The sequence below is a fragment of the Azonexus hydrophilus genome (assembly GCF_001956855.1).
Lineage (GTDB): Bacteria > Pseudomonadota > Gammaproteobacteria > Burkholderiales > Rhodocyclaceae > Azonexus > Azonexus hydrophilus_A.
The window spans coordinates 236,443-262,686 of sequence record NZ_MTHD01000001.1 but is presented as its reverse complement, the minus strand read 5'-3'; the positions used below and the strand labels follow the sequence as shown (position 1 = coordinate 262,686).

Below are 26,244 nucleotides of genomic sequence, written 5' to 3'. Positions count from 1 at the left end.
TAACAAAATAGTTCAAACGGAGGAGACAAACCCATGAAGCAAACCATGAAAAAGCTGGTCGCCGGCGCCGCCCTGACGCTTGCTGCCTTTGGCACCATCGCTGCAGAACCGATCAAGATCGGCTCCGTCCTGTCCGTCACCGGCCCGGCTGCCTTCCTTGGCGATCCGGAACTGAAGACGATCCAGATGTATGTCGAGGACATCAACAAGAAGGGCGGCGTGCTCGGTCGCCAGATCCAGTTCGTCCATTACGATGACGGCAGCGATGCGAACAAGGCCAACGGCTTTGCCAAGCGCCTGATCGACGACGACAAGGTCGACATCATCGTCGGCGGCACCACCACCGGTTCGACGATGTCGATGGTCCCGCTGGTCGAACGTGCCGGCGTGCCCTTCATCTCGCTGGCCGGCGCCGTCGTCATCATCGAGCCGGTCAAGAAACAGGTCTTCAAGACCCCGCACACCGACCGCATGGCCGCCGAAAAGGTCTTCGAGGACATGAAGAAGCGCGGCATCACCAAGGTCGCCCTGCTTTCCGAAACCTCCGGTTTCGGCCAGTCCGGCAAGAAGGAAACCGAAGGCGTTGCTGCCAAGTACGGCATCACGCTGGTGGCCAATGAAACCTACGGGCCGAAAGACACCGACATAAGCCCGCAGCTGACCAAGATCCGCAATGCACCGGGTGTGCAGGGCGTGTTCATCTTCGGTCTGGGCCAGGGTCCGGCCATCGCCACCAAGAACTACAAGCAACTGGGCATCACCCTGCCGCTGTACCACGCCCACGGTGTCGCTTCGCAGGAGTTCATCAAGCTGGCCGGCCCTGCTGCCGAAGGCGTCCGCCTGCCGGCCGCCGCGCTGCTGGTCGCCGACAAGCTTGACGCCAAGGATCCGCAGAAAGCTGTCGTCACGAACTACACCAATGCCTATCAGGAACGCTGGAAGACCGACGTTTCCGCTTTCGGTGGACATGCCTACGACGGTCTGATGATCGCCGTCGATGCCATCAAGCGTACCGGCAGCACCGACAAGACCAAGGTTCGCGATGCGATCGAAGCAACCAAAGGCTATGTCGGCACCGGTGGTATCGTTAATATGTCGGCCACCGACCATATGGGCCTCGATCTGACGGCTTTCCGTATGCTCGAAATCAAGAACGGCGACTGGACCCTGGTTCAGTAAGCTGTCGGGCAACCAACATTCGACTTGGGCCGCCCACAAGGCGGCCTTTTTTTTCTTGGAGAACAACAGCATGAGCCAGGTAGTCCTGACCGAAATCCACGGCAAGGTGGGTCTGATCCGCATCAATCGCCCGGAAGCGATGAATGCACTGAACAACGACGTCGTCGACGGTATCGCTGCTGCGGTCGACGCCTTCGAAGCCGATGAAAACATCGGCTGCATCGTCATCACCGGCAACGAAAAAGCCTTCGCCGCGGGAGCCGACATCGGCTTCATGAAGGATTTCGACTACATGCACGCCTACAAAACCGACTTCATCACCCGCAACTGGGAGCGCATCAAGACGACGCGCAAGCCGGTCATCGCTGCGGTTGCCGGTTTCGCCCTGGGTGGCGGCTGCGAAATGGCGATGATGTGCGACATGATCTTCGCCGCCGATACCGCCAAGTTCGGCCAGCCGGAAATCCGCCTCGGTACCATGCCCGGTGCCGGCGGCACGCAACGCCTGCCGCGCGCCATCGGCAAGGCCAAGGCGATGGACATGTGCCTGACCGCGCGCATGATGGATGCCGCCGAAGCCGAGAAATCCGGCCTGGTGGCCCGCGTCATTGCCGCCGAGCAATTGATGGAAGAAACGATGAAGGCGGCGCAGACGATCGCCGGCTATTCGCTGCCGGTGATCATGATGATCAAGGAATCGGTCAACCGCGCTTACGAAAGCTCGCTCAACGAAGGCCTGCTGTTCGAGCGCCGCGTCTTCCATTCGGCCTTCGCCCTCGAAGACCAGAAGGAAGGCATGGCCGCCTTCGTCGAGAAACGCAAGCCGGCGTTCAAGAACCGCTGACGCTCAGTCCGGGATCTCCGCCACATCCCGGACAATCACGGCCTGCGTGTCGCTCAGGCCGATCAGGCTGGCGGCATGCAGCACTTCGGCCGACAGCACGCCGCCCTGACCGTCCGGCAAGGCGCGGGTGCCGCTGGCTGCCGCCACCACCGTCGAGCGAAAGCCACGCTCGGTGGCGGCACGCACCGTCGAGCTGACGCAGTTGTGCGTCATGTAGCCGATCACGATCAGGTTTTTCCGGCCCGTAGCCTCGAGCACCGATTGCAGCCCGGTCCCGGCAAAGGCATTAGCCTGCGTCTTCTCGACGATGGCCTCGCCGGCCAGCGGCAGCATAGTCTCGGCCGGCTGATGGTAAGGCGTGGCCGGATTGAAGATCGGCCCGGCGCCGCGATGCAGCACATGCACGACTGGCGTGCCGGCCGCCCGGGCGCGCGCCAGCAAGCGACCACCGGCCGCCAGCGATGCCTCGATGCCGGGCAGGGCCAGCTTGCCGTCGACATACTCGCGCTGGGCATCGATGATCAGCAACACGCTGTCGGCAAGACTCGACGGTTGGCTCGGGGCGCCGACTAATTGCAGGATGGTGAAAACTTCGGTGGCTGAAGGCATGGCAATCTCCGTATTGAACACTGCTGCCATGATTTCATTAAACGGTAGCGCCGGACAACGAGATAATTGACCATCCTCATGCCGACGCCTCCCTGACACATGCATCTCTTCGCCGACATCACCGCCCACGGCCTCGGCCACCTGGCGATCAGCGCCCCCGTCCTCAACGCGCTGGCCGCGCTCGAACCCGGCTTGCGCCTGAGCGTGCGCAGCCTGCTGCCGGCGGCAAAATTACGCGAGCGGATCGCAGCGCCGTTCACCTTGATCGAAGCCGGCAGCGATTTCGGTTTCGCCATGCATGACGCACTGCGCATCGAGCGCGAGGCCAGCGCCACGGCCTATCGTGCGGCGCATGCCGAGTGGCCGCAACGCGTCGCCGACGAAGCGGATTTCCTGCGCGCACTGGCGCCGGATGTGGTGCTGAGCAATGTCGCCTATCTGCCGCTGGCCGGGGCAGGGATGGCCGGCATTCCGGCACTGGCGATCTGCCCGCTCAACTGGGCTGACCTGTTCGCGCATGTCTTTGCCGGCGAAGCATGGGCACCGCCGATCCACGCTCAGATCCTCGCCGCCTATCGCAGCGCCCATGCCTTCCTGCGCGTCACGCCCGGGATGCCGATGCCGGCGCTCGACAATCTCGTTCCCATCGCGCCGGTCGCCGCGCGCGGCACACGCCATGAACTTGGCCTGCACGGCGACAAGGCCGTGCTGATCGGCATGGGCGGCATTGCCCATCGTCTGTCGATCGACAACTGGCCGCGCCTGCCCGGTATTCGCTGGCTGGTCCCGGCGGAATGGCAGTGCAGGCATCCCGACGCGATTGCCGGAGAATCCTTTGGCCTGCCCTTCACCGATCTGCTGGCTTCGGTCGATGCCGTGCTCACCAAACCGGGTTACGGCACCTTCACCGAAGCTGCCGGCAATGGCACACCGGTGCTATACCAGCGCCGCGAGGACTGGCCCGAACAGGACTGCCTGATTGACTGGCTGCACAAACACGCCAGGGCGCTGGAAATCAGCGCGGCAACGCTGTCGACCGGAAAATTGCAGGACGCGCTGGCAGCGCTGTGGCAGCAGCCCGCTCCACCCTGCCCGGCAACGGATGGGGCAACGACAGCCGCCCGTTACATCGCGGGAGTGGCCCGCCGCAGCGACTGAGTCAGAAGCGGAAACCGAATTTTTTCAGTAATTCGCCGGTTTCGCACACCGGCAGGCCCATGATCCCGGTGTAGCTGCCGGCGATATGGGCGACGAACAGTCCGGCCCGCCCCTGGATGCCGTAGGCGCCGGCCTTGTCCATCGGCTCGCCGGAGAGCACGTAATGCCGGATCTCATCGTCGTCGATGGCGCGAAAACGCACCTCGCTGACCGACAGCACAAATTCTGTGCGTCCAGCATCGTGGACCGCAACACCGGTCAGTACCCGATGCACCTGGCCAGAGAGCCGGCGCAGGATGGCTTCGGCATCGGCCGCGTCGACCGGCTTGCCGATGATCTCACCATTGAATTCCAGCGTCGTGTCGGCGGCCAGGATCGGATGCACGATCAGATGGCGATCAAAGATGATGCGTTCGCCCTGCTCGGCCTTGGCCCGCGTCACACGCTCGACGTAGGTCGCCGGATCTTCGCCGGGCAAAGGCGTTTCATCGACTTCGACATCGCCGATCAGGGTTTCGAATTCGACGCCGATCTGGTGCAGCAGTTCGCGCCGGCGCGGACTGCGGGATGCGAGATAGATGCGCATCAGCCCTCCCGGTGGTAAGGATGGTTTTTCAATACGCTGACGGCGCGGTACAACTGCTCGCACAGCAACAGCCGCGCCATGCCGTGCGGCAGCGTCAGGCTGGACAGGCGCAGGCGGTCGTCGGCCTGCTGCTTGAATTCCTCGTCGAGGCCGTCGGCACCGCCGATCAGCAGCGCGACATCGCGGCCGTCCTGCATCCAGACTTCGAGGCGTCTGGCCAGCTTCAGCGTGGTCAGGTCGTCGCCCTTTTCATCGAGCACGACCAGCCGACAACTGCCCGGCAGGGCATCGCGGATGCGCGACTTCTCCGCCGCCAGCAATTGCTCGCGGGTTTTCGAACCCCGTTGTTCGGGCTTGATCTCGCTGACGCTGGCCGGCAGTTCGCGCGGCATGCGCTTCAGGTACTCGGCGCAACCATCGTTGACCCAGACGGGCTGGCGATGGCCGACGGCGAGTATCGCCAGCTTCATTCGCCGGCGGCCGGCTCCGCCATCTTGCGCCGTTGGGCAGGCGTCACCTGCCACAGTTCTTCGAGGTTGTAGTGGGTACGCACCGCCGGCTGCATGACATGGACGACGATGTCGCCGATATCCACGAGCACCCATTCGCCGCCATCCTCGCCTTCGGTGGAGATGATCTCGCCGCCGGCTTCCTTGACCTTCTCGACGACGTTCTGGGCGAGTGCCTTGACCTGGCGACTGGAATCGCCGGTGGCGATGACCAGTCGATCGAACATCGAGGTCAGCTTGGCGGTGTTGATGACTTCGATATCCTTGCCCTTGATATCTTCAAGGGCGGAAACGACGATTTTTTGCAGCTTGCGTATGTCCATCAGGGGTTTCTGTAGAGAGAATGGGACGAAATATAGTCGAGAACGCTATCCGGCAGCAAATAGCGCGCCGATAGCTGATTGGCCAGCAGCTTGCGGATCTGCGTCGCCGAGATCGCCAGCTGGGTCATCGCAAAAGTGACGATACGCCCTGCCGGTGCGACTTTCAGGCCGCCGATGTCGGCCAGCCGGCGCTTGCCATAGGCATCGGCAAGGGCCGTCGGCAAGCTGCCGATTTCGACCGGAAATCCGGGACGATGCGAGACCGCCACGTGCGTCAGCGCAAGAATGTCCTGCCAGCGATGCCAGCTCGTCAATCCGGCAAAGGCATCGGCACCGACCAGCAGGACCAGCGGCTGTTCGGAACCCAGTTCGCGGCGCAGGCGCTCCAGCGTATGCACGGTATAGCTCGGTGCCGTTGCTTCGACCTCGGCCGGATCGACCGAAAAACGCGGATTATCGGCCGTCGACCGCAACACCATGGCCAGCCGCTGTTCGGCGGTGACCTGTGGCGTGCCGCGATGCGGCGGGTTGCCGGCGGGAATCCAGCGCACGCCACCGAGGCCGAGCTGGGCAATCGCCTCCTCAGCCAGCCGGAGATGGCCGAAATGTACCGGATCGAAAGTCCCGCCGAAGAGGCCGATCGGCTCAGACAATTTCCGAAATACCGAAAATGTCGCGATAACCGACGTAAAAGCTGGCGAACACCGTCGGTGCGATGACCAGTGCCATGGCCACGGTCACCAGCACGGTGGCAAAACCCTGCAGACCGGGCAGGATGATCAGCAGCAGACCGAGCAGCAAGCCCGGAATCACCGCCGCCACCAGCATCAGGCCCAGGCCGTAGATCACGAAGGGGCGCCAGTTCATCGAACAGGCGACGAAACTGAAGAACAGCGACTTGCCCAGCGGCTGCCGGTGCCAAGCCGCCAGTATCGGTGCAAACCACCAGGCCATCAGCACCGGCACCATGAAAATGGCGACGATCAGCGCCGGCAAGGTGAAATCGGCATCCTCGACCAGCGCCCGTTCGGCCTTGCTGCTGGCCAGCATGTAGCGCAGCAGGTCGCCGCCATCGGCAATCGTGGACAGCCCGAGCACGGCCAGCGTCGCCAGCAGGTAGAGCGCGCCCAGCACCAGCAGGGTGCGGGTGTTCTCGCGGAAACCGCCGAACAGCGTCTGGATGTTGGCCGACTGCCCCCGCTCGATGTTGCGCGCTGCCTGCATCAGGCCAACCGACAGGCCGGGAATGACGACGGATGCAGCAAGCGCGCCGACCATTGGAAACAGGTTGAGAAAGACCACGACGAACCAGTAGCTGACCACCAGCATCGACAACACCGCCGGATTGCGCCGGTAAATGGCAAAGCCGCCGGTAACCCATTGCCAGCCGGACATTGCCGGCAGGTTTTGTGCGCGCATCGCTCAGGCTCCCGTAAAGATGTCGCGATACGACGCGTAGACCGCCGCCGAGAACACCGGCAACAGCAGCAACATACCCAGACCGACCGGCAGCATGGCAAAGAAACCGGCAACGACCAGGAAGATGCCGAAAATGATCATCACCAGCCAGTTCTTTGCCCCGGCGGCAAAACTCGCTTTCATCGCCGCCAGCGGCTGCATGCCGTGAAAATAGACCAGCGCCGGCGCAAACCAGGTGGCCATGACCACCGGCACCGACAGCGCCAGGACCAGCAAACCGGCCAGCATGACACCGCCGAAGGCGATGCCGAAACCGCCGACACGACCGGAAATCGCACCGCCAAGCACACCGCCGCTGATCAACAGGAAGGCAAGGAAGGCAATGCCGAACATGCCAATGGCCAGAAACACGCCGACCATCACCAGTTGCCCGGCACGCTGGCGGAAACCGGCGAACAACTCGGCAATCTGCGGTTCGCCTTCATCGGCGATGGTCTTGCAGATCTGCAGCATGCCGGCGCCGAACAGCGGCACCAGCAGGTGGGCGGCAACCTGCCCGAACAGCGGCACGATGGAAATGGCCATCAGCATGACCAGCACCAGCACACTGCAACCCAGCCAGATGCCGGGATGGGCGAGGAAGGTTGCCCAGCCCTGGGCCAGCCAGTCGAAGCAGGCGCCGGCATCGACTTCGCGGCTGTCGCCGTCGAATGGTGCCGGGGTCATCGGGAATAAGGGACTTTCGTTCATGCGCGGATGCTAGCCGGGGAGTGCGTCGGGAGCAAGGCGGAATTTTTCCAGCAGATGACGGAAATCGTCCGGATTCTTCACCGTGACCACTTCGCCGGCCCGCGGCCGATGTCTGGCTTCCAGCCGCAACAGCCAGAAACGCAATGCCGCCGCGCGTCGTACCGCCGGCCAGGCAACCCGCTCGCCGTCGGTCAGCGGCCGGATTTCACCATAACCGCCACACAGCGCCGACAGCTTTTCACCATCCGGACACCAGTCATTGGCGACCACCGCCAGATCGAACAGCCAGGCATCGGTGCCGGCGAAATAAAAATCGAGCAATCCGCTCGGTTGACCGCAATCGTCCCAGAGCACATTGTCGCGGAACAGGTCGGCATGAATCACGCCCTGCGGCAGAGCTTTCCAGTTCTGCGCGGACTGAAAGGTCAGTTCGTCGGCGAGCAGTGCCGCCTCGTCAGTGCTCAGCGCGGCGAGCAAGCTGCTGCCGACCGCCTGCCGCCAGGCGGCACCGCAGGGATTGGCCGGCGCGTCGGCCAGTCCGGCTGCCGCCAGGTGCAGGCGGGCCAGTGCGGCGCCTATCGCCCGGCAATGCACAGCCGTCGGTTCCTCGATGGCGCGACCGGGCAGACAGGACAGCAACGCCGCCGGTTTGCCGCAGAGCATGCGCCAGTAATTGCCTTGCGGATCGGCGTACGGATGCGGACAGGGCAGGCCGGCGTCGGCCAGATGCGCCTGCAGCCGCAGATAGAAAGCCAGCGTCGCCGGTGCGATCGACTCGAACAGCGTCAGCACGAAGCGCCCGTGCGCGGTCGTGACGAAATAATTGGAGTTCTGCATGCCGGCAGCGATACCGGCATGTTCGATCAGTTCGCCGACCGCCAGCGGCCGGAGCCAGGCCGCGAGTTCATCGCGCCCGACCAGGGTATAGACGGACAAGGCTTACCAGCTGTGGATGACCCACATCGGCGGCCGCACCGGGTTGGGGTTGATCTCGCTTTCCATCATCACCCCGTCGCCCTGACGGTCGACCAGGTAGTAGGGTTTGCCGACAGCCGGCGTCACCCGGACCATGTACAGCTTGCCGTTGATCCGGTATTCCTCGCGGGTTTCCTTGGCATTCCTGACGATGGTCACCTGCGGCTCCATCGCCGCGTCGAAGGCTTCCATTTCCGGCGGCGGAGGCGGCACGGCGGGCAGCGGTTGCAGATCGCCCTGTTGCGCCCAGACGGGCAAGGCGGCAAACAGCAGGATGGGGAGCAGACGGCGCATGATGTTTCCTCGTGAACTGAGCTTCATTTTATTACAGGTTGAGCATCAATTCCCGCTCGGCCGGCAAGGGGCTGAACGGACGCGCCTCGTAATGCTTGAAGATGGCCTCGACCACCTGCTCCGGCTGGTCGATGATCCGGATCAGGTTCATGTCCTCGGGATCGATCATCTTCTCGCGCACCAGCGTGTCGCGGAACCAGTCGACCAGCCCTTTCCAGAAATCCGAACAGACCAGGATGATCGGCATCTTGCGCGCCTTGCCGGTCTGGATCAGGGTCAAGGCTTCCATCAATTCATCGAGCGTACCGAACCCGCCAGGCATCACCACATAGGCGCTGGCAAAGCGGACGAACATGTACTTGCGGGCAAAGAAGTGACGGAAGGTCTGCGAGATGTCCTGGTAGGGATTGCTCTGCTGCTCATGCGGCAACTGGATGTTCAGGCCGACCGACGGCGACTTGCCGAAGAAGGCGCCCTTGTTGGCCGCTTCCATGATCCCCGGGCCGCCGCCGGAGATCACCGAGAAGCCGGAATCCGACAGCAGACGCGCGGTTTTTTCTGCCAGTTCGTAATACGGCGTGCCTTCCGGAATGCGCGCGCTGCCGAACATCGTTACCGCCGGCTTGATCGCCGCCAGGCGGTCGGTGGCTTCGACGAACTCTGACATAATGCCGAAAATCCGCCAGGATTCGCGGGCCGTCGCGCTTTTCAGCAGCGCCTCGGTCTCGATACCCATCACCAGTTTTTCGCTCTCGGTCATCCTATGCCTCTCTTGTTGTTGGTGGACGGTTCGTCCTATCTCTACCGCGCCTTCCATGCCCTGCCCGACCTGCGCAACAAGGCCGGCGAACCGACGGGGGCGATCTACGGCGTTTTGAACATGCTACGTCGTCTGGAAAGCGACTACAAGGCAGACTACAAGGCCGTCGTCTTCGACGCCAAGGGCAAAACCTTCCGCGACGACTGGTTTCCCGAGTACAAGGCCCACCGGCCGCCGATGCCGCCCGAGATGGTCAGCCAGATCGAACCGTTGCACGCGGCGATCCGCGCCGCCGGCTGGCCACTGCTGTGCGTCGACGGCGTCGAGGCCGACGATGTGATCGGCACGCTGGCGACGAAAGCTGCGGTCAACGGCATCGAAACGCTGATTTCCACCGGCGACAAGGATCTGACGCAACTGGTCGATCCGCTGACCCGCTGGTACAACACGATGAGCAACGAACTGCTCGACGAAGCCGGCGTTGAACAGAAGTTCGGCGTGCCGCCGGCACTGATCATCGATTACCTGACGCTGGTCGGCGATACCGTCGACGGCGTCCCCGGCGTCGCCAAATGCGGCCCGAAAACCGCCGTCAAATGGCTGACGCAGTATGGCTCGCTCGACGAAATCGTCGCCAACGCCGACAAGATCAGCGGCGTGGTCGGCCAGAACCTGCGCGACCACCTCGATTTCCTGCCGCTCGGCAAGAAGCTCGTCACCGTCGTCCGCGACCTGCCGGATTTGCCGGCACCAAGCGCGTTGACCGCAACAGCGCGCGACAGCGACACGCTGCGCAGCCTCTACGAGCGCTACGAATTCCGCACCTGGCGCCGCGAACTCGACGCCCCGACCGATGCCGCCCCCAGTGTCGCCACATCGGCAGAAGCCGCCGCCCCGCCGGCCGCGCCGAGCGAAGTCCGCTACGAAACCGTGCTCACCTGGAAAGCGTTCGATACCTGGCTGAAAAAGATCGAAAATGCCGCGTTGACCGCAGTAGACACCGAAACCACCAGCCTCGACAGCTTCGCCGCGCGCATCGTCGGCGTCTCGCTGTCGGTCGAGGTGGGCGAGGCCTGCTACATCCCGCTCGCCCACAATGGCCCCGGCGTCGTCGAACAGTTGCCGCGCGACGAGGTGCTGGCCCGGCTGAAACCCTGGCTGGAAGCCGTCGACCGCAAGAAAGTGCTGCAGAACGCCAAGTACGACCAGCACGTCTTCGCCAACCACGGCATCCGGCTGGCCGGCGTCGCCCACGACACCATGCTGCAGAGCTACGTCATCGAATCCGACAAGGGCCACGACCTCGGCCAGTTGTGCACGCGCCATCTCGGCCTCGCCACCATCGCCTACGAAGACCTGTGCGGCAAGGGCGCCAAGCAGATCGGTTTCGACCAGGTCGACCTCGAACGCGCCGCCACCTACGCCGCCGAGGACGCCGACGTCACGCTGCGCGTCCATGACGTGCTGCACCCGCAATTCGCCAACGAAACCGGCCTGAGCCGCATCTACCACGACATCGAACTGCCGGCCCGGCAAGTGATCTGGCAGATGGAGCGCACCGGCATCCTGATCGACGGCGACACGCTAGCCCGCCAGAGCCACGAGATCGGCCAGAAGATCATGGCGCTGGAAACCCAGGCTTACGAACTCGCCGGCCAGCCGTTCAACCTGGCGTCGCCCAAGCAGCTCGGCGAAATCCTGTTCGGCAAGCTCGGTCTGCCGGTGAAGAAGAAAACCGCGTCCGGCGGCCCGTCGACCGACGAGGAAGTGCTGTCCGAACTGGCACTCGACTATCCGCTGCCCAAGCTCTTGCTCGAACACCGCAGCCTGTCAAAACTCAAGGGCACCTACACCGACAAGCTGCCGCGCATGATCAACCCGGAAACGGGCCGCGTGCATACGCACTTTTCGCAGGCTTCGGTGGTCACCGGACGCCTGGCTTCCAGCGAACCCAACCTGCAGAACATCCCGGTGCGCACCGACGAAGGCCGCAAGATCCGCACCGCCTTCATCGCGCCGGCAGGCAGCAGCATCGTCTCGGCCGACTATTCGCAGATCGAGCTGCGCATCATGGCGCACCTCTCCGGCGACGACCGCCTGCTCGACGCCTTCGCCCACGGCGAGGACGTGCACCGCGCCACCGCCGCCGAGATCTTCGGCGTCACGCCGCTGGAAGTCGGCCCGGATCAACGCCGCGTCGCCAAGAGCATCAACTTCGGCCTGATCTACGGCATGAGCGCCTTCGGCCTGGCCCGCCAGTTGGGCCTCGAACGCAGCGCGGCGCAGACCTACATCGACCGCTACTTCACCCGCTACCCCGGCGTCGCCCGCTACATGGAAGAAGCGCGGGCGACAGTCCGCGAACACGGCTACGTCGAAACCGTTTTCGGTCGCCGGCTGTGGTTGCCGGAAATCCATTCGAGCAACGGCAACCGCCGTCAGGCAGCGGAGCGCGCGGCGATCAACGCGCCGATGCAAGGCACCGCCGCCGACCTGATCAAGCTCGCGATGATCGCCGTCCAGGGCTGGCTGGAACAGTCCGCGCGCCAGTCGAAGCTGGTCCTGCAGGTGCATGACGAACTGGTGCTGGAAGTGCCGGATGGCGAGCTGATGGAAATCCGTACCCACCTGCCGCGCCTGATGACGCAGGTAGCGCAGTTGAAGGTGCCGCTGGTCGTCGAAGTCGGCATCGGCCCGAACTGGGAAGCCGCACACTGAGCGCGCTTTTCAGCGAAGCATCCGGAAAGCCGCGCTGGTCCCCGGCGGCACCACGGCAATCGGTTCGAAAGCGTAAGTGCCTGCCGCGGCAACCTTGACCGCGTCGGTGACCAGCACCTCACCGGCTTTGGCAATATCCTCGCCAAGTTTTGCCGCTGCGTTGACCTCGCTCCCGTAAACATCGCGGTCGCCGATCCGCAACAAGCGACCAAAACCCAGACCGACGCACAAGCCGATGCGTTCTTCCGCTTCCCGCCCGACGCTGTAGGCCTCGCAGACGCGCTGCATGGCATCGGCACATTCGATCGCCTTGCCGATATTGCGGAATATGATCAGCAGGCTGTCGCCCTCGACCTTCAGCAGGATGCCGTCGTGGGCGTCGATGCATGGCGTCAGCAAACGCTGCGACTCGTAGATCAGCTGCAGGAAATGAATGATCCCGAACGACGCGACACCGCTGGAAAAGCCGGCCAGGTCGGTGAACATCACCGCCCATTCCTCGCCGAACAAATCCCAGATACGGGCATCGATCATGCCCTTGTCGGCACCGGGCGCCAGCCGCTCGGCAATCAGTTTCTCGATCCGGTCCTCGGATGCACTGAGGCCGACGTTACGCGTATAAGCCATGTTCCCCCCGGGAAGTCCTGCCTGTCTGATGGTTAATGATGCACGAATCCGGCCGCGTGCGAAAAGCGCCCGGATACAAAAAAAGAAAACGCTTAAGTTTCCTTTAATTTGCCGGCCGCATCCTTGGCGCCATATTGTTCTCCGAGGTCATCACCGTGGCTGCCATCCAGAAGATTTTCCAGACCCGCCGGCCGTTGCCGACAGTCCGCCATACCGTCGTCGGTGCGCCACAACGGGCGGCTGCGGAAGGCTTCATCGCCGATATTTTCCGCCGCCATTACGGTGCCGAGGTCAAAAGCTTCGCCCCCAACCTGATGCTGCTCGAAGACGGCGAACGCATCGTCGCCACGGCCGGCTGGCGCTGTGCCGGTGAAGACCGGCTGTTCCTCGAAAACTACCTCGATGCGCCGATCGAAACTGCCGTTGGCCGTCTGGCCGGCCAGAACGTGCGCCGCGAAGCCATCGTCGAAGTCGGCAACCTCGCCGCCGACCGTGCGGGCGGCAGCGTCGATGTCATCCTCACCCTGGCCGCGCATCTCGACCGGCTCGGCTACGAATGGGTCGTCTTCACCGCCACCCGCGAACTGATCGGCATCTTCCGCCGTCTCGGTCTGCCGCCGCTGGCACTGGCCAGCGCCGACCCGGCCTGCCTCGGCGACCAGGCGGCCGACTGGGGCAGCTACTACGACAGCCAGCCGATCGTCGTTGCCGGCCGCATTCGCCTGGCGCTGGAAATGGTGAAGCGTCATGGCTGAGTTCACCTGGCAATCCGAACTGGCCGCCCGCCCGGCCGGCAGCCCGCTGCTGCTGGGCAGTGAACGCTGCTGGCTGGCCGGCGAGGTCGTCGCCGAGATGCTGGCGGTGGGCGAACGCCTCGCCGGCAGCCACGTCGTCGGGGTACTGGCCGACAACAGTCCGGCCTGGGTCATTGCCGACCTCGCCTGCCAGGACACCGGCCTCGTCCATCTGCCGCTGCCCGCCTTCTTCCACCCGGAACAATTGCGCCACGCGCTCGAACAGTCCGCTGCCGATACCGTCCTGACCGATCAGCCGGAACGCATCGGCGCGCTCGATCTCGGTTTTGCCATCACCGGCCGCTGGCAGGGCCTGAGCTGGATGCGCCGGGTCGTCGAGCCGGCCGAACTGCCGGCTGGCACGGCCAAAGTTTCCTTCACCTCCGGCAGCACCGGCGCGCCCAAGGGCGTCTGCCTCGGTGCCGACGGTCTGCTCGACACCGCCCGAGCCGTCCAGGAACGCCTGGCCGACCTGCCACTGACCAGCCATCTCGCCGTGTTGCCACTGGCGCTGCTGCTGGAGAACGTTGCCGGCGTCTACGCGCCGCTGCTGCGCGGCATGACGGTGCATCTGCCGAAACTGGCCGAACTTGGCTGGGCCGGCATGCAGGGTTTCGATCCGGCAGCGCTCGACCGCAAGCTGCACGCTACCGCTGCCACCAGCGTCATCCTCGTCCCCGAACTGCTCAAGGCGTGGGCGACGTTTTTGCTCAAATCCTGCGGTCGACCGCAGGATTCACTGAAATTTGCCGCCGTCGGCGGCGCCCGCGTCGCCCCGGAACTGCTGGCCAGTGCCCGTCAGGCCGGCATTCCCGCCTATCAGGGCTACGGCCTGACCGAAGGCGGTTCGGTGGTGGCGATCAATCGCCCGGGTGATGACGGCGACGGCGTCGGCCGCCCGCTGACCCATGCAGCGCTCAGCGTCGAAAACGGCGAACTGCAGGTGCGCACACGCGCCTTCCTCGGCTACATCGGCCAGCCATCACCGGCCGGCGGTGCCTTTCCGAGCGGTGACCTGGCGAGCTTCGATGACAACGGTCACCTGCACCTGGCCGGCCGGCACAAGAACCTGCTGATCACCTCGTTCGGCCGCAACATCTCGCCGGAATGGGTCGAAGCCGCCCTGCTCGCCCAGCCGCAGATTCTTCAGGCGATCGTCACCGGCGACGGCCAGGCGGCGCTGACCGCCATCGTCGTGGCACTGCCCGGCATGCCGGAAGGCGTGCTCGGCGAAGCCATCGCCCGCGCCAACGCTGGCCTGCCGGACTACGCACGGATCGCCCATTTCATCGCCAGCCCGCCATTCACCCCGGCCAACGGCCTGGCCACCGGCAACGGCCGGCCGCGCCGGCAAGCCATCATCGACCATTACCGCGCCGCCCTGGCGGCGCTCCATTCTTCCGAGGAGTCCCCGATGTCCTTCTACGACACGCTCAAGTTCGAAACCGCCCAGGCCCGCGCCCACCTGCTGTCCGCACCGATCATCAGCGAATGCCTGCAGGGCCGCGCCAGCCTCGACAGCTATCTCGCCTTCCTGGCCCAGGCCTACCACCACGTGCGCCACACGACGCCGTTGCTGATGACCCTCGGTGGCCGCCTGCCCGAACGCCTGGCGTGGATGCGTGCCGGCGTCGCCGAGTACATCGAGGAAGAAATCGGCCACGAGGAATGGATCCTCAACGACATCGCCGCCGCCGGTGGCGACGCCGAGGCAGTGCGCAACAGCCGCCCGGAGCTGCCGGCCGAACTGATGATCGCCTACGCCTACGACCTGATCAACCGCGGCAATCCGGCCGGTTTCTTCGGCATGGTCTTCGTCCTCGAAGGCACCAGCGTCGACCTCGCGCTCAATGCCGCCGACCGCATCCAGACCGCCCTCGGCCTGCCCGACGGCGCCTTCACCTACCTGCGCTCGCACGGCACGCTCGACCAGGAACACACGCAGCACCTGGCCAACATCCTCGACCTGATGACGCCGGCAGATCAGGCCGACGTGCTGCACGCCGCCAAGGTCTTCTTCAAGCTCTACGGCGACATCTTCCACGCCCTGCCGGTCGAGGTCGCAGCATGCAACTGAACGGCGCCCGCATTGTCCTGACCGGGGCCAGCGGCGGCCTCGGCAGCGTGCTCGCCGACCGCCTCGCGGCGGCTGGTGCCGCGCTACTGCTGACCGGCCGCGACCCGGCGGCACTGGCCCGCATCAATTTGCCGGCCAGTTGCGAATACCAGTTGCTGCAAGCCGACCTCGGCACCACCGCCGGCATCGCAGCCACCGTTGCCGCTACGCAGAATTTTCGCGCCAACATCCTGATCAACAATGCCGGCATCGGCGGTTTCGGCCTGCTCGCCGAGCAGGACTGGAGCGACGTCGAACGCATCCTGGCGACCAATCTGGCCGCCCCGCTGCGCCTGACCCAGGCACTATTGCCTTGGCTGACGCAACAGCCGGCAGCAGCCGTAGTCAATGTCGGCTCGACCTTCGGCAGCATTCCGTTTGCCGGCTTCGCCGCCTATTCGGCCGCCAAGGCCGGGCTGCACGGCTTTTCCCAGGCCCTGCGCCGGGAACTGGCCGACAGCACGGTCCGCATCATCCACATTGCCCCACGCGCCATCGACACGCCGATCAATTCGGCCGCTGCGCGAGCGCTGAACAAGGCGCTGGGCAGCGCCACCGACACGCCGGAAACGGTTGCCGAACACATTGTCGCCACGCTACGCGACAACACGCCGGAAAGTCACATCGGCTTTCCGGAAAAACTGTTCGCCTGGCTCAACGGCTTCGCCCCGTCGCTGGTCGACCGGGGCCTGCGCGGCAAGCTGGCACAAATCAAGCAACACGCCGCCAAGGCCTGAACCATTTTTCAAGGAGTCACCATGTCCCGCCTGAAAACCCGCCTGAAAACCCTTTTCCTCGCCGCCTGCATCAGCGTCACCGCACTGGCCCATGCCACCCCCGGCGAAGAGCTGATCCGCCCGATCCAGGACCGCTGGGCCGAAATCAAGTATCGCCAGCCGGAAAAACTGCAGGCCGATCTGTATCACGAACTCGCCGTGCAGGCCCGCCAGCTCTCGCAGGCCCAACCCAACCTGGCACCGGCGCTGATCTGGGAAGCCATCGTCGTCTCCAGCGAAGCCGGTGCCCGCGGCGGCCTGGGCGCACTGTCGCTGGCCAAGGAAGCCAAAAAGCTGCTGGAAGAAAGCCTGAAACTCGACGAAAAGGCCCTCAACGGCTCGGCCTACACCAGCCTGGCAACGCTTTACGTCAAGGTGCCGCGCTGGCCGATCGCTTTCGGCGACAAGGACAAGGCCGAGGAACTGTTCAGGAAGTCGCTGGCGATCAACCCGACCGGCATTGACCCCAACTTTTTTTACGGCGAGTATCTGATCGAAGAAGATCGCGTGGTCGAAGGTCGCCGCTATCTGGAAAAGGCACTCGCCGCGCCGGCCCGGCCCGGCCGTGAACTGGCCGACCAGGGGCGGCGCAAGGAAATCCAGGCGCTGTTGAACAAGACTGCCAAGGACGCACAATAATTGAGAATCCTGCTTGCTGAAGACGATGCACTGCTCGGCGACGGCATCCGCGCCGGGCTGATGCTGGCCGCTTATGCGGTCGACTGGGTGCGCGACGGACAAATGGCCTTGCACGCACTGGCCGATCACAGCTACGACGCCTGCATCCTCGACCTCGGCCTGCCCGGCAAGGACGGCCTGACGGTGCTGGCCGAGTTGCGCCGACGTGGCGACCGCACGCCGGTACTCGTCCTCACCGCCCGCGATACGCGCGAAGACAAGATCGCCGGCCTCGATCACGGTGCCGACGACTATCTGACCAAACCGTTCGACCTCGGCGAACTGCAGGCCCGCATACGTGCGCTGCTGCGCCGTGCCGGCGGCAACGCCCAGCCGCTGCTCGAACATCGCGGCGTCAGCCTCGACCCGGCGAGCAAGCGGGTCAGCTTCAACGGCCAGGAAGTGCCCTTGTCCGGACGCGAATACGCCCTGCTGCAAGCCCTGCTCAGCCCGCCCGGTCACATCCGCAGCCGCAGCCAGCTAGAAGAAAGCCTGTATTCCTGGGGTGACGAAACCGGCAGCAACACCGTCGAGGTTTATATTCATCACCTGCGCAAGAAATTCGGCGCCGATTTCATCAAGACGGTGCGCGGCCTCGGTTACCAGCTGGCGGACGAAGCCTGATGCACCTGTTCTCGCCGGACCGCGTCAATTCGTTGCGCTGGCGGCTGCTCGCCGCAATCTGTGCGGTCGTGCTGCTGATCTGGCTGCTCACCGGCTGGTTCAGCTACACCAAGGCGCAGCACGAAGCCGAGGAACTGATGGACGGCAGCCTGGCGCAAACGGCGCGACTGCTGCTGGCGATCACGCACGACAACGAAGACGACCTGGCGGAACTGGTGGCCCGGCTGGAAACCGTACGCGGCGCAGAAGACAACATCTACGAACCGCCATTGGAGTTCCAGATCGGCCTGGGCGACGGCAGCGTTGTCGCCCGCTCACCCGACGCCCCCGAACTGCCGATTCTCGGTGTCGCCGACTACAACGACATCATCCGCCACGACCAGGCCTGGCGCGTGCTCAACGCGGTTTCCGACGATGGCCGCTACCGCGTCCAGGTGGCGCAAGCGATCGGCCTGCGCGACCGCGCCGCACTCGAAGTCGCTGTGCAGACCGTGTTGCCGCTGGTGCTGATCGTGCCGGTACTGATCCTGTTCATCTACCTGTCGATCAAGCGCGCCCTGCGCCCGCTCGACCTGCTCGCCCGCGAAGTGTCGACGCGCAGCCCGGACAACCTGGCAGCACTGCCGGGCAAACGCATCCCGACCGAAGCAAGGCCGCTGGTCAACGCGATAAATCGCCTGTTTCAGCGCGTCGACCGTACGCTCGACAACGAGCGCCGGTTCACCGCCGATGCCGCCCACGAATTGCGCACGCCGCTGGCGGCGCTGAAAGTACAGACTCAGGTCGCCCGGCTCGGCGGCGACTCGCCGGTACGCGAGCACGCCCTGCAGCAGATCGAAGCCGGTGTTGACCGGGCCAGCCGCCTGGTCGAACAACTGCTGCGACTGGCCCGGCTCGATCCGCTGAGCAGCCCGCCGAGCAACCTGCCGGTCGATCTCGGCCGGCTCGTCGGTGAAACCATCGCCAGTGCACGCGCTGCGCAACCGCAGGCAACGCAGGAAATCCGCCAGGTCGTGCCGGAGACACCCAGCATCGTGCGCGGCGACGCCGACCTGTTGCAGATTGCACTGCGCAACCTGATTGACAATGCACTGCGCTATTCACCGCCCGATTGCCGGATCTGCATCGAAATCCGCCAGGATGGTGGAGCCTTCGTCCTTGACGTCCGCGACGACGGCCCCGGTGTCGCCCCGGCCATCCTCGCCCGGCTCGGCGAACGCTTTTTCCGCGGTCAACCGGGCAGCAGCGAAGGAAATGGTCTCGGCCTGGCCATCGTCGCGCGCATCGCCGAACTGCATGGCGCCCGCCTGCAGCTGGAAAACCGCCAGGACGGCGGCTTTTCCGTCAGTCTGAACGGCCTGCATCCGGCCGGCTGAAGCGGTAGAACAGGTTCGGCTCGCTGACGATGTACAGGTTGCCGCGATCATCCATGGCCATTCCCTCGGCCTGCGGCACTGAATCCTGCAGGCCGTGGCGGCCGGCTTTCAACGACAGGCTGCTGAGCGGCCGACCGTCGCGGTCGAGTTCAACCACCAGCCGCGACTCGTCGGAGAGCGCCAGCAGGTGGCCAGTGGCCTCGTCAAAATAGAGACTCGACAGATCACGCCCCGGCAAGGCGGCATCGCGCACCGGGTTGTCCGAAATTTCCAGCGCAGCACCGCCATCCTGCGCCAGCGAGGCAAAACCGGTGATTTCGTAAATCCGCTGCGGATCACGCTCCTTGGCCACGAACAGACGCTGGCCGCGACGATCATAGGCCAGCCCCTCGAACCCCTTGTTGCCATTGCGCCCGATACCGATCGCCACCTGGCGGGCCGTGCCGGCATCGACATGCGTCGTGGTATCGTCAATTCTTACCTCAACCAGCGACTGCTGACGTTCGTCGGTCACCACATAGCGGCCCGGCGACAGGTATTCGATCGCCTCCGGATCAAGCAGCCCGGACAGCGGAATCCGGCGCAGCAGTTCGCCAGCCAGCGACAGCTCGACGATTTCCGGCCGCGAGTTGGTAATGGCAAACAGCGACCGACGATCCGGATCGTAAGTCAGACCCGAGACGTCGGTGTGCAGGCCGGGAATCGGCCTGGCATCGATATCCACCTGATAGTCGGGAAGCCAGACCGCTGCCTCGCGCACACGCTCTTCAGCAAGCAGCTGATTCAGCAACAGGGAGGCACGCTGCCAGGGCTTGAGGCCGGCCACGGACAACAACAGGGCAAGCATCAGGACAGACAGCGCGGCAAGCGCTTGCGCTCGGGAAAACCACTTGCGTGCCGGCAATGCCTGCTGGCGCTGCGGCATGAACTCGCTGACGACGACAGCCTGCTTCGGATAAGTGAATGACATGGTTCTGGCAAGATTCCGTTGTGAAGTTTGAGGCAATCTTGCCGACAGGGCATTAAACGAAACCTGAAGCTACAATTCATGAACTGTTTACCCTCCCCGCCTCAGCATCCTGTCTGATGCCAATACGTCTTTTCCTTCTCCTCTCGCTGTTCGCGCTGCCACCCATGGCCGGCGCGGAAGAGCAATACGCGATCCGCCGCGCCGTCGAAGCCGGTCAACTGAAACCCCTGTCGGAAATTCTGGGCAAGGTCCAGGCCGCACATCCGGGCAAGGTGCTCGACGTCGATCTGGAACGGGATGCAAGCGGACGCCGGGTGTACGAGATCACCATACTCAAGGGCAACGGCCAGCGCGCCAAGGTGCTGGCCGACGCAGTCAGCGGCGCCGAACTGCAGCATGCAGCCGGTCCGGAAACACCCCGCGTCCCGATGGCCCGCGTCCTGCGCAGCCTGCTCGCCAGATACCCGGGCAATGTACTGGAACTGGAACTCAAGCAAACCGTGAACAACCGGCTGATCTACGAAATCCAGGTCATATTGCAGGATGGCCGGCTGCGTGAATTCGTCATCGACGCCCACAGCGGCGAACTGATCGGCGGTGAAGGACATCGCCAGGAAGTCCTGAAGCGACTGAAACCCCTGCCGGAAATCCTCGATCTCCTGCCCGCCCGCTACCGCGGCGTCTTTCAGGAAATCGAACTCGAATACGACCAGGATGGGCGCTACTTCTACGAAATCGAAGTCCGCCTGACCGATGGCCGCGTTTTCGAACTTGATGTTGACGCAATCAGCGGCAAGATCCTGAATGGTGAGGAAATCGAACGATGAAGGTTCTCGTCGTCGAGGACGACAAGGAACTGGCGGAGCGGATCGCCGCCGCACTGACGCAGGACGGCATGATTGTCGAGACGGTCGGCGAAGGCAACGAAGCAGCGTTTCTCGGCTGCACCGAAGACTACGACGCCGCCGTCCTTGATCTTGGCCTGCCCGGCCAGGATGGCGTCTCGGTGCTGCGCCACTGGCGCGAACACGGTTGCCGCATGCCGGTACTGGTACTGACCGCGCGCAACCGCTGGAGCGACAAACTGGCCAGCTTCGACGCCGGAGCCGACGACTACCTGACCAAACCCTTCCTGCAGGAGGAAGTCGCCCTGCGGCTACGCGTCCTGAAACGCCGGGCACTCGGGCACAGTTCGCCGATCCTGCAGGCCGGCCCCTTGAGTTACGACAGCAACGCCGACCGTTTTACGCTGAATGGCGAGTTGCTGACGCTGACGGCCCAGGAAAAACGCATCCTTGCCTACCTGATGCAACGCAAGGGCTGTGTCGTCAGCCGCAGCGAAATCAGCGAGCACGTTTACGCCCGCGATCTCGATCCGGACTCGAACACGCTTGATGTGCTGATTGGCCGGATCCGCCGAAAACTCGGGGTCACCCTGATCCAGACAGAACGCGGCAGGGGTTTCTGCCTGACGGACGGTAACGATGCCGTTTGACGCAAACCGGCACATCGGCCTCGAGACGCGGCTGTTCATACTCGGCGTCCTGTCTGCACTGCTGGTCAGCACGATCGGCGGCTGGGCGCTGCGCCAGAGCGTCCAGACCACCTTGCTCAACAATTTCGAACAACGGCTGGAGGAAAAGGCCGAACGGCTTCTCGCCGGACTGCTGGTTTTGCCGGGAGAAACCCAGGTGCGATGGCAGGGTCGCAACAACGACGAATTCAGCCGCATATTTTCCGGCTGGTACTGGCAACTGGAAAGCACCGGCGAACCCCAGGCCTCCCGCTCGCTGTGGGACAGCCGCCTCGATACCGGCAACGCCCGGACAATCACCGGCGCAGACCGGCTCAGACAGCTCGCCGGCCCGCAGAGCCTGCTGATCACCGGCATCGTGCGCGATATCGAGATCGATGGCCAGGCCGCCCGACTGCACGTTTATGGGCCAGCCGCCGAAATCGATGCCGAACTCGCCCGCTTCGACCGAATACTTTTGTATACCCAGACCGGACTGGTCATCGCCCTGCTGCTGAGCAGTGCATTGCAGGTACGACTCGGCCTGCAACCCTTGCGGCGCCTTCGTGACAGGCTGATGGCGGTACGCACCGGGGCAGCCGACAGCGTTGGCAGCGACTATGGCCCGGAACTGGAGCCGCTGGCCCAGGAACTGGATCTGGTCCTTGCCCGCAACGCCCGGATCGTCGAACGGGCCCGCGGTCATGCCGCCGATCTCAGCCACGCGCTGAAGAAACCGCTGTCGCTGCTGGCCACCGACCCGTCGCTGCAGGAGCATGCCTTGCTGCGCCAGCAAGTCGCCGCCATGTCGCAACTGATCGATCGCCACCTGGCCCGGGCCGGCAGCGGTGCCGGCAGTGTTCGCCAGGTTGCCGTCGGCGAGAGCATCGATGGTCTGCTGGCATTGATGCAGCGCCTGCATCGCGAGCGCCCGATCAACTGGCAGACCGACATTCCAGGCACACTGTCCTGGCGTGGCGAGCAGACCGATTTCGAGGAAATGCTCGGCAACCTGCTCGACAACGCCGCCAAATGGGCAAAGTCATGCGTTACGGTTGCGGCTTCCCGGCAGCACCATGAGATCGTGGTCGTCATCGCCGACGACGGCCCCGGCCTGTCCGAAGAACAGATACGCGAAACCGGCATTCGCGGTCGCCGCTTTGATGAAAGTGTCGAAGGCAGCGGACTTGGTCTGGTCATCACCAGCGACATTGCCGAAACCTACGGTGGCGATCTGACGCTCGAGCGCGGCCCCCTGGGCGGCCTGCAGGTTGTCCTGCGCCTGCCGGGATAAACGTTTAGAGAGAGCCTCGTTTAAGCTCCGTTTAACCCACCTTCGCCAGACTGTTGGACATCTGTACCCCGAGATTGTCCATGCCCCGGTTTTCCCCTGCATCACCCGCCCTCAAGCAACCTGGCCGCCTCTGGCAGCGGCTCGACATTTTTGGCCCGTATGCCGGGCTGGCCATGCTCTTCCTGATCGGCCTGCCCTTCCTGTCGCTGTCCCGTATCCTGCTGATGCTCTGGCAATCGGAACGTGTCGCGGCCACCGGCATCGGGCTGGAAATGCTGCTGCAGGGTGTGCGCGTCGACATCATCCAGCTCTCGCTGCTCGCGCTGCCGCTGCTGTTGCTCGCGCCACTGCTGGGCCTCGGCCGCTTCTGGTCGCTGTGGCGACGCCTGAACATCGTCTGGGTCACCATTGCCATCGCCGCCCTCGGCCTGCTCGAAATCGCTTCGCCGGCCTTCATCAGCGAGTACGACAGCCGGCCGAACCGGCTGTTTGTCGAATACCTGAAATATCCCAACGAAGTCCTTGCCATGCTGTGGGGCGGTTTCCGCCTGCATCTGCTGGCTGGCCTGCTGGTTACAGCCCTGCTCGGCACCGGCACCTGGCTGCTGCTGCGCACCTGGCAACAACAGTCGCAGCCCTGGTCAAAATGGCGCGTCTGGCTGAGCTGGCCACTGATCTTCCTGCTTTTTGCCTTCGCCATCCGCTCCAGCCTTGACCATCGCCCGGCCAATCCGGCGATGTTCGCGCTGACTGCAGACCCGATGGTCAACACGCTGATCCTCAATTCCGCCTGGTCGGTGACACATGCGATCTACGGCATGCAGCACGAGGCCAATTCCAGCGAAATCTACGGCAAGATGGAAAGCGCGGAAATCCTCGCTGAATTCCGCAATGCCCGCGCCAGCCTGGGCGACGCCCGGCCGCTGCTCGACCATCCGGAGATTCCGACGCTGCTGGAACAGACGGCGACAATCCGCCGGGACAAACCGCTGAATCTGGTCATCATCCTTGAGGAAAGCCTGGGCGCGACCTTCGTCGAATCGCTCGGCGGCGTACCGGTAACGCCCAACCTGGAAAAACTGAAAAACGAAGGCTGGTGGTTCGAGCAACTTTACGCCACCGGCACCCGCTCGATCCGCGGCATCGAGGCGGTGACCACCGGTTTCCTGCCGACGCCGGCGCAGGCTATCGTCAAGCTGTCCCTGGCGCAGCGCAATTTCGCCACGCTGGCATCCATCCTCGGCCAGCATGGCTACGAGTCGGAATTCATCTACGGTGGCGAGGCGCATTTCGACAACATGCGCGGCTTCTTCACCGGCAACGGCTTTTCCCGAATCACCGAAGAAAAGGATTTCGCGAACCCGAAATTCGTCGCCAGCTGGGGCGTTTCCGACGAGGACCTGTTCGCCAAGACGCACGAGCGTCTGAGCGCCAAGCACGGCGAAGGCAAGCCAAGCTTCACGCTGGTATTCACCTCGACCAACCACGCCCCCTTCGAATTTCCGGACGGCCGTATCGATCTCCACGAACAGCCGAAGCAAACCGAAAACAACGCCGTCAAATACACCGACCACGCACTCGGCGAATTCATCGCCCAGGCCAAGGCCAGCCCGTACTGGCAGGACACCGTCTTTGTCGTCGTCGCCGACCACGACATCCGCGTGCGCGGCGACAGCATGGTGCCGATCGAGCGCTTCCACATTCCCGGCCTGATCCTCGGCGCCGATATCCAGCCCAAACGGGTGAAGACCGTGGCCAGCCAGATCGACCTGGCGCCGACGCTGCTGTCGCTGATGGGCGTCGATGCGAAGCACCCGATGCCGGGCCGTGACCTGACGCGCGAACCGGACAACCTGCCCGGCCGGGCGATGATGCAGTACGAGCAGAACTACGGCTGGATGGAAGGCAATCAGGTCGTCGTCCTGCGCCCGGAAAAGGCGCCGGCCTTCGCCCACTACGACCGCACGAAGAAACACCTGAGCGCTGCCGAGACGCCCCCTGCCGACGGCGACGCACTGGCCAGACGCGCCCTGGCGCACGCCTTGCTGCCAGCCTGGCTGTACCGCGAGCAGCGTTACCGGCTGCCGGAGTAAGCGAGCCGGGTCAGGCTGCCGTAATCCGCTGTCCGCCGCAGGCCATCGGCGATACTCTCGCCCGCAGCCTGCGCCAGCAGCGTGCGGATCACGCCGGCATGGGTGACCAGTACATGCTCGCCGGCGCCGAGGCCGGCAACGAAATCGAGCACCCGCGCCTGCAGCTGGCGCGGCGATTCGCCGCCGGGCGACGCGTAACCGGCGACATCGGCCGCCCAGGCATCGAGTTCCGCGCGCGGCACGGCATCCCACGGTCGACCTTCCCAGGCGCCGAAATTCAGTTCCATCAGACGGGCGTCGATCTGCGGCGCCGGGTGCAGGGCTTCGGCCAGCGTCCGGCAGCGCTGCAGCGGACTGCTCCATACCGGCAGTCCCGGCGGCAGTTCGGCGCGCAGACGCTCGGCAATGGCGGGGGGATTTTCGGCCTCGACATCGAGTTGACCGTAACAAATTCCGGCCGCGATCAGCGGGCGCGGGTGGCGGATCAGGTACAGCATCAGCGCGGCCATTGTGCAAGCACGCCAAGGAAGAAGGCAATTTCGGCGACTTGCTGCGTTGCGCCCAGGCAATCGCCGGTATAGCCGCCGAGCCAGCGCCGGAATTTCGCTGCCAGCCACACCGTTGCCAGCAGCGCCAGCAACAGACCGAGCGCCGCCTGCGGCCACGGCAGTCCGGCCAGCGGCGCTGCGGCGCAGACCGTGGCGACCAGTAAGGCTCCCGGCGACAGCCGCGTCGCCAGCGGTTTCGCCTTGGCCAGCAGATCCTCGCGCACGTAGTCCATGGTCGCCAGCAGCAAGGTCGCACACCAGCGCGACAGCGCGTGGCCGGCGAGCAGCGCCCACGGCACCAGCGCCGGGTCGAGCGTAGCGAGCAGCACGAACTTGCCGGTCAGCCCCAGCCACAGCGCGACGACGCCGTAGCTGCCGACGCGCGAATCCTTCATGATTTCCAGGATGCGCAGCTTGTCCCAGCCACCGCCGAGGCCGTCGGCGGTGTCGGACAGGCCGTCCTCGTGGAAGGCGCCGGTGGCGTACAGCGTCGCTGCCATCGCCAGCAGCACCGCCACCGGCTGCGGCCACAGTTGCAGCGCGGCGAGATAGACCAGCGCGGCGATGCCGCCGACGACCAGGCCGACCGCCGGGAACCAGCGCGCCGAGCCGTTCAGCGCCTCGGCCGAATGGCCGACCCAGGCCGGCACCGGCAGCCGCGTGAAGAAACGGACGGCGCCGAGGAAATACTCGAGCTCGCGGCGCAGCATG

Annotated in this window: 28 protein-coding genes; 14 read left to right on the top strand and 14 right to left on the bottom strand. The window is 64.4% G+C overall.

What is annotated here, in order from left to right:
* The first annotated feature begins 33 nt into the window (after window positions 1-33).
* Both BJN45_RS01305 and BJN45_RS01300 read left to right on the top strand, forming a co-directional pair.
* Complete coding sequence (locus BJN45_RS01305) at window positions 34-1,179, top strand: ABC transporter substrate-binding protein (protein WP_076091301.1); 1,146 nt, start codon at window positions 34-36, stop codon at window positions 1,177-1,179.
* Between the two features lie 70 nt (window positions 1,180-1,249).
* Window positions 1,250-2,023: an enoyl-CoA hydratase gene (locus tag BJN45_RS01300; protein WP_076092476.1), complete on the top strand. Its 774-nt coding sequence runs from the start codon at window positions 1,250-1,252 to the stop codon at window positions 2,021-2,023.
* Window positions 2,024-2,026: 3 nt separating this feature from the next.
* On the opposite strand, the gene BJN45_RS01295 is transcribed toward BJN45_RS01300, so the two are convergent.
* Window positions 2,027-2,632: a cysteine hydrolase family protein gene (locus BJN45_RS01295; RefSeq protein ID WP_076092474.1), complete on the bottom strand. Its 606-nt coding sequence runs from the start codon at window positions 2,630-2,632 to the stop codon at window positions 2,027-2,029.
* A gap of 99 nt (window positions 2,633-2,731) precedes the next feature.
* Between BJN45_RS01295 and BJN45_RS01290 the strand changes: the two genes are divergently transcribed.
* The gene (locus BJN45_RS01290; RefSeq protein ID WP_076091299.1) at window positions 2,732-3,790 is read left to right on the top strand and encodes a hypothetical protein; all 1,059 of its coding nucleotides are present in this window, start codon (window positions 2,732-2,734) and stop codon (window positions 3,788-3,790) included.
* Between the two features lies 1 nt (window position 3,791).
* Here BJN45_RS01290 and BJN45_RS01285 read toward each other — a convergent pair whose 3' ends face one another.
* The 9 genes from BJN45_RS01285 to BJN45_RS01245 are packed head-to-tail and all read right to left on the bottom strand — an operon-like array spanning window position 3,792 to window position 9,406.
* Window positions 3,792-4,376 (bottom strand): Maf family protein, encoded by a 585-nt coding sequence (locus tag BJN45_RS01285; protein ID WP_076091297.1) that lies wholly within the window; start codon window positions 4,374-4,376, stop codon window positions 3,792-3,794.
* Window positions 4,376-4,846: a 23S rRNA (pseudouridine(1915)-N(3))-methyltransferase RlmH gene (rlmH, locus tag BJN45_RS01280; RefSeq protein ID WP_076091295.1), complete on the bottom strand. Its 471-nt coding sequence runs from the start codon at window positions 4,844-4,846 to the stop codon at window positions 4,376-4,378. The genes BJN45_RS01285 and rlmH overlap by 1 nt, the downstream gene beginning before the upstream one ends.
* Window positions 4,843-5,208, bottom strand: a complete 366-nt coding sequence (gene rsfS, locus BJN45_RS01275; RefSeq protein WP_076091293.1) for a ribosome silencing factor — start codon at window positions 5,206-5,208, stop codon at window positions 4,843-4,845. Before rsfS ends, rlmH begins: the two co-directional genes overlap by 4 nt.
* Window positions 5,208-5,861, bottom strand: a complete 654-nt coding sequence (nadD, locus tag BJN45_RS01270; protein WP_076091291.1) for a nicotinate-nucleotide adenylyltransferase — start codon at window positions 5,859-5,861, stop codon at window positions 5,208-5,210. Before nadD ends, rsfS begins: the two co-directional genes overlap by 1 nt.
* The gene (locus tag BJN45_RS01265; protein ID WP_076091289.1) at window positions 5,854-6,627 is read right to left on the bottom strand and encodes a BPSS1780 family membrane protein; all 774 of its coding nucleotides are present in this window, start codon (window positions 6,625-6,627) and stop codon (window positions 5,854-5,856) included. The genes nadD and BJN45_RS01265 overlap by 8 nt, the downstream gene beginning before the upstream one ends.
* Window positions 6,628-6,630: 3 nt before the next feature.
* Window positions 6,631-7,377 carry a BPSS1780 family membrane protein gene (locus BJN45_RS01260; protein WP_076091287.1) on the bottom strand — a complete coding sequence of 249 codons (747 nt, stop codon included), beginning with the start codon at window positions 7,375-7,377 and terminating at the stop codon, window positions 6,631-6,633.
* Between the two features lie 9 nt (window positions 7,378-7,386).
* Window positions 7,387-8,313: a homoserine kinase gene (locus tag BJN45_RS01255; RefSeq protein ID WP_076091285.1), complete on the bottom strand. Its 927-nt coding sequence runs from the start codon at window positions 8,311-8,313 to the stop codon at window positions 7,387-7,389.
* A 3-nt stretch (window positions 8,314-8,316) separates the two neighbouring features.
* Entirely contained in the window at window positions 8,317-8,646 is a 330-nt protein-coding gene (locus BJN45_RS01250; RefSeq protein ID WP_170873001.1) for a DUF2782 domain-containing protein, read from the bottom strand.
* Between the two features lie 31 nt (window positions 8,647-8,677).
* A complete protein-coding gene (locus BJN45_RS01245; protein ID WP_076091283.1) occupies window positions 8,678-9,406 on the bottom strand; it encodes a TIGR00730 family Rossman fold protein in 729 nt (242 codons plus the stop codon).
* Between the two features lie 3 nt (window positions 9,407-9,409).
* Here BJN45_RS01245 and polA point away from each other — a divergent pair, with 3 nt between their 5' ends.
* The gene (gene polA / locus BJN45_RS01240; protein ID WP_076091281.1) at window positions 9,410-12,124 is read left to right on the top strand and encodes a DNA polymerase I; all 2,715 of its coding nucleotides are present in this window, start codon (window positions 9,410-9,412) and stop codon (window positions 12,122-12,124) included.
* Between the two features lie 9 nt (window positions 12,125-12,133).
* Here the strand turns inward: polA and BJN45_RS01235 are convergent, their stop codons facing one another.
* Entirely contained in the window at window positions 12,134-12,751 is a 618-nt protein-coding gene (locus BJN45_RS01235) for an adenylate/guanylate cyclase domain-containing protein (RefSeq protein ID WP_076091279.1), read from the bottom strand.
* A 134-nt stretch (window positions 12,752-12,885) separates the two neighbouring features.
* Here BJN45_RS01235 and BJN45_RS01230 point away from each other — a divergent pair, with 134 nt between their 5' ends.
* The 6 genes from BJN45_RS01230 to BJN45_RS01205 are packed head-to-tail and all read left to right on the top strand — an operon-like array spanning window position 12,886 to window position 19,115.
* Complete coding sequence (locus tag BJN45_RS01230; protein WP_240494470.1) at window positions 12,886-13,506, top strand: thermostable hemolysin; 621 nt, start codon at window positions 12,886-12,888, stop codon at window positions 13,504-13,506.
* Entirely contained in the window at window positions 13,499-15,622 is a 2,124-nt protein-coding gene (locus BJN45_RS01225; RefSeq protein WP_076091277.1) for an AMP-binding protein, read from the top strand. Before BJN45_RS01230 ends, BJN45_RS01225 begins: the two co-directional genes overlap by 8 nt.
* The gene (locus BJN45_RS01220; protein WP_076091275.1) at window positions 15,613-16,398 is read left to right on the top strand and encodes an SDR family oxidoreductase; all 786 of its coding nucleotides are present in this window, start codon (window positions 15,613-15,615) and stop codon (window positions 16,396-16,398) included. The genes BJN45_RS01225 and BJN45_RS01220 overlap by 10 nt, the downstream gene beginning before the upstream one ends.
* A gap of 21 nt (window positions 16,399-16,419) precedes the next feature.
* Window positions 16,420-17,076 (top strand): hypothetical protein, encoded by a 657-nt coding sequence (locus BJN45_RS01215; RefSeq protein ID WP_076091273.1) that lies wholly within the window; start codon window positions 16,420-16,422, stop codon window positions 17,074-17,076.
* A complete protein-coding gene (locus BJN45_RS01210; protein ID WP_076091271.1) occupies window positions 17,077-17,739 on the top strand; it encodes a response regulator in 663 nt (220 codons plus the stop codon). It begins immediately after the preceding gene.
* Complete coding sequence (locus BJN45_RS01205) at window positions 17,739-19,115, top strand: ATP-binding protein (protein ID WP_076091269.1); 1,377 nt, start codon at window positions 17,739-17,741, stop codon at window positions 19,113-19,115. Before BJN45_RS01210 ends, BJN45_RS01205 begins: the two co-directional genes overlap by 1 nt.
* Here the strand turns inward: BJN45_RS01205 and BJN45_RS01200 are convergent.
* The gene (locus BJN45_RS01200; RefSeq protein ID WP_205750526.1) at window positions 19,084-20,085 is read right to left on the bottom strand and encodes an SdiA-regulated domain-containing protein; all 1,002 of its coding nucleotides are present in this window, start codon (window positions 20,083-20,085) and stop codon (window positions 19,084-19,086) included. The two genes, BJN45_RS01205 and BJN45_RS01200, sit on opposite strands and share 32 nt — an antisense overlap.
* Window positions 20,086-20,201: 116 nt before the next feature.
* Between BJN45_RS01200 and BJN45_RS01195 the strand changes: the two genes are divergently transcribed.
* From BJN45_RS01195 to BJN45_RS01180, 4 genes are all read left to right on the top strand, one after another.
* Window positions 20,202-20,912 (top strand): PepSY domain-containing protein, encoded by a 711-nt coding sequence (locus BJN45_RS01195; RefSeq protein WP_083650710.1) that lies wholly within the window; start codon window positions 20,202-20,204, stop codon window positions 20,910-20,912.
* Complete coding sequence (locus tag BJN45_RS01190) at window positions 20,909-21,580, top strand: response regulator transcription factor (RefSeq protein ID WP_076091265.1); 672 nt, start codon at window positions 20,909-20,911, stop codon at window positions 21,578-21,580. Before BJN45_RS01195 ends, BJN45_RS01190 begins: the two co-directional genes overlap by 4 nt.
* Window positions 21,570-22,892: a sensor histidine kinase gene (locus tag BJN45_RS01185; protein WP_076091263.1), complete on the top strand. Its 1,323-nt coding sequence runs from the start codon at window positions 21,570-21,572 to the stop codon at window positions 22,890-22,892. Before BJN45_RS01190 ends, BJN45_RS01185 begins: the two co-directional genes overlap by 11 nt.
* An 80-nt stretch (window positions 22,893-22,972) precedes the next feature.
* Entirely contained in the window at window positions 22,973-24,985 is a 2,013-nt protein-coding gene (locus BJN45_RS01180; protein WP_076091261.1) for an LTA synthase family protein, read from the top strand.
* Here the strand turns inward: BJN45_RS01180 and cobC are convergent.
* Window positions 24,967-25,494, bottom strand: coding sequence for an alpha-ribazole phosphatase family protein (cobC, locus tag BJN45_RS01175; protein WP_076091259.1), 528 nt, complete (start codon window positions 25,492-25,494; stop codon window positions 24,967-24,969). The two genes, BJN45_RS01180 and cobC, sit on opposite strands and share 19 nt — an antisense overlap.
* Complete coding sequence (locus BJN45_RS01170) at window positions 25,482-26,243, bottom strand: adenosylcobinamide-GDP ribazoletransferase (RefSeq protein WP_076091257.1); 762 nt, start codon at window positions 26,241-26,243, stop codon at window positions 25,482-25,484. Before BJN45_RS01170 ends, cobC begins: the two co-directional genes overlap by 13 nt.
* Window position 26,244: the final 1 nt, after the last annotated feature.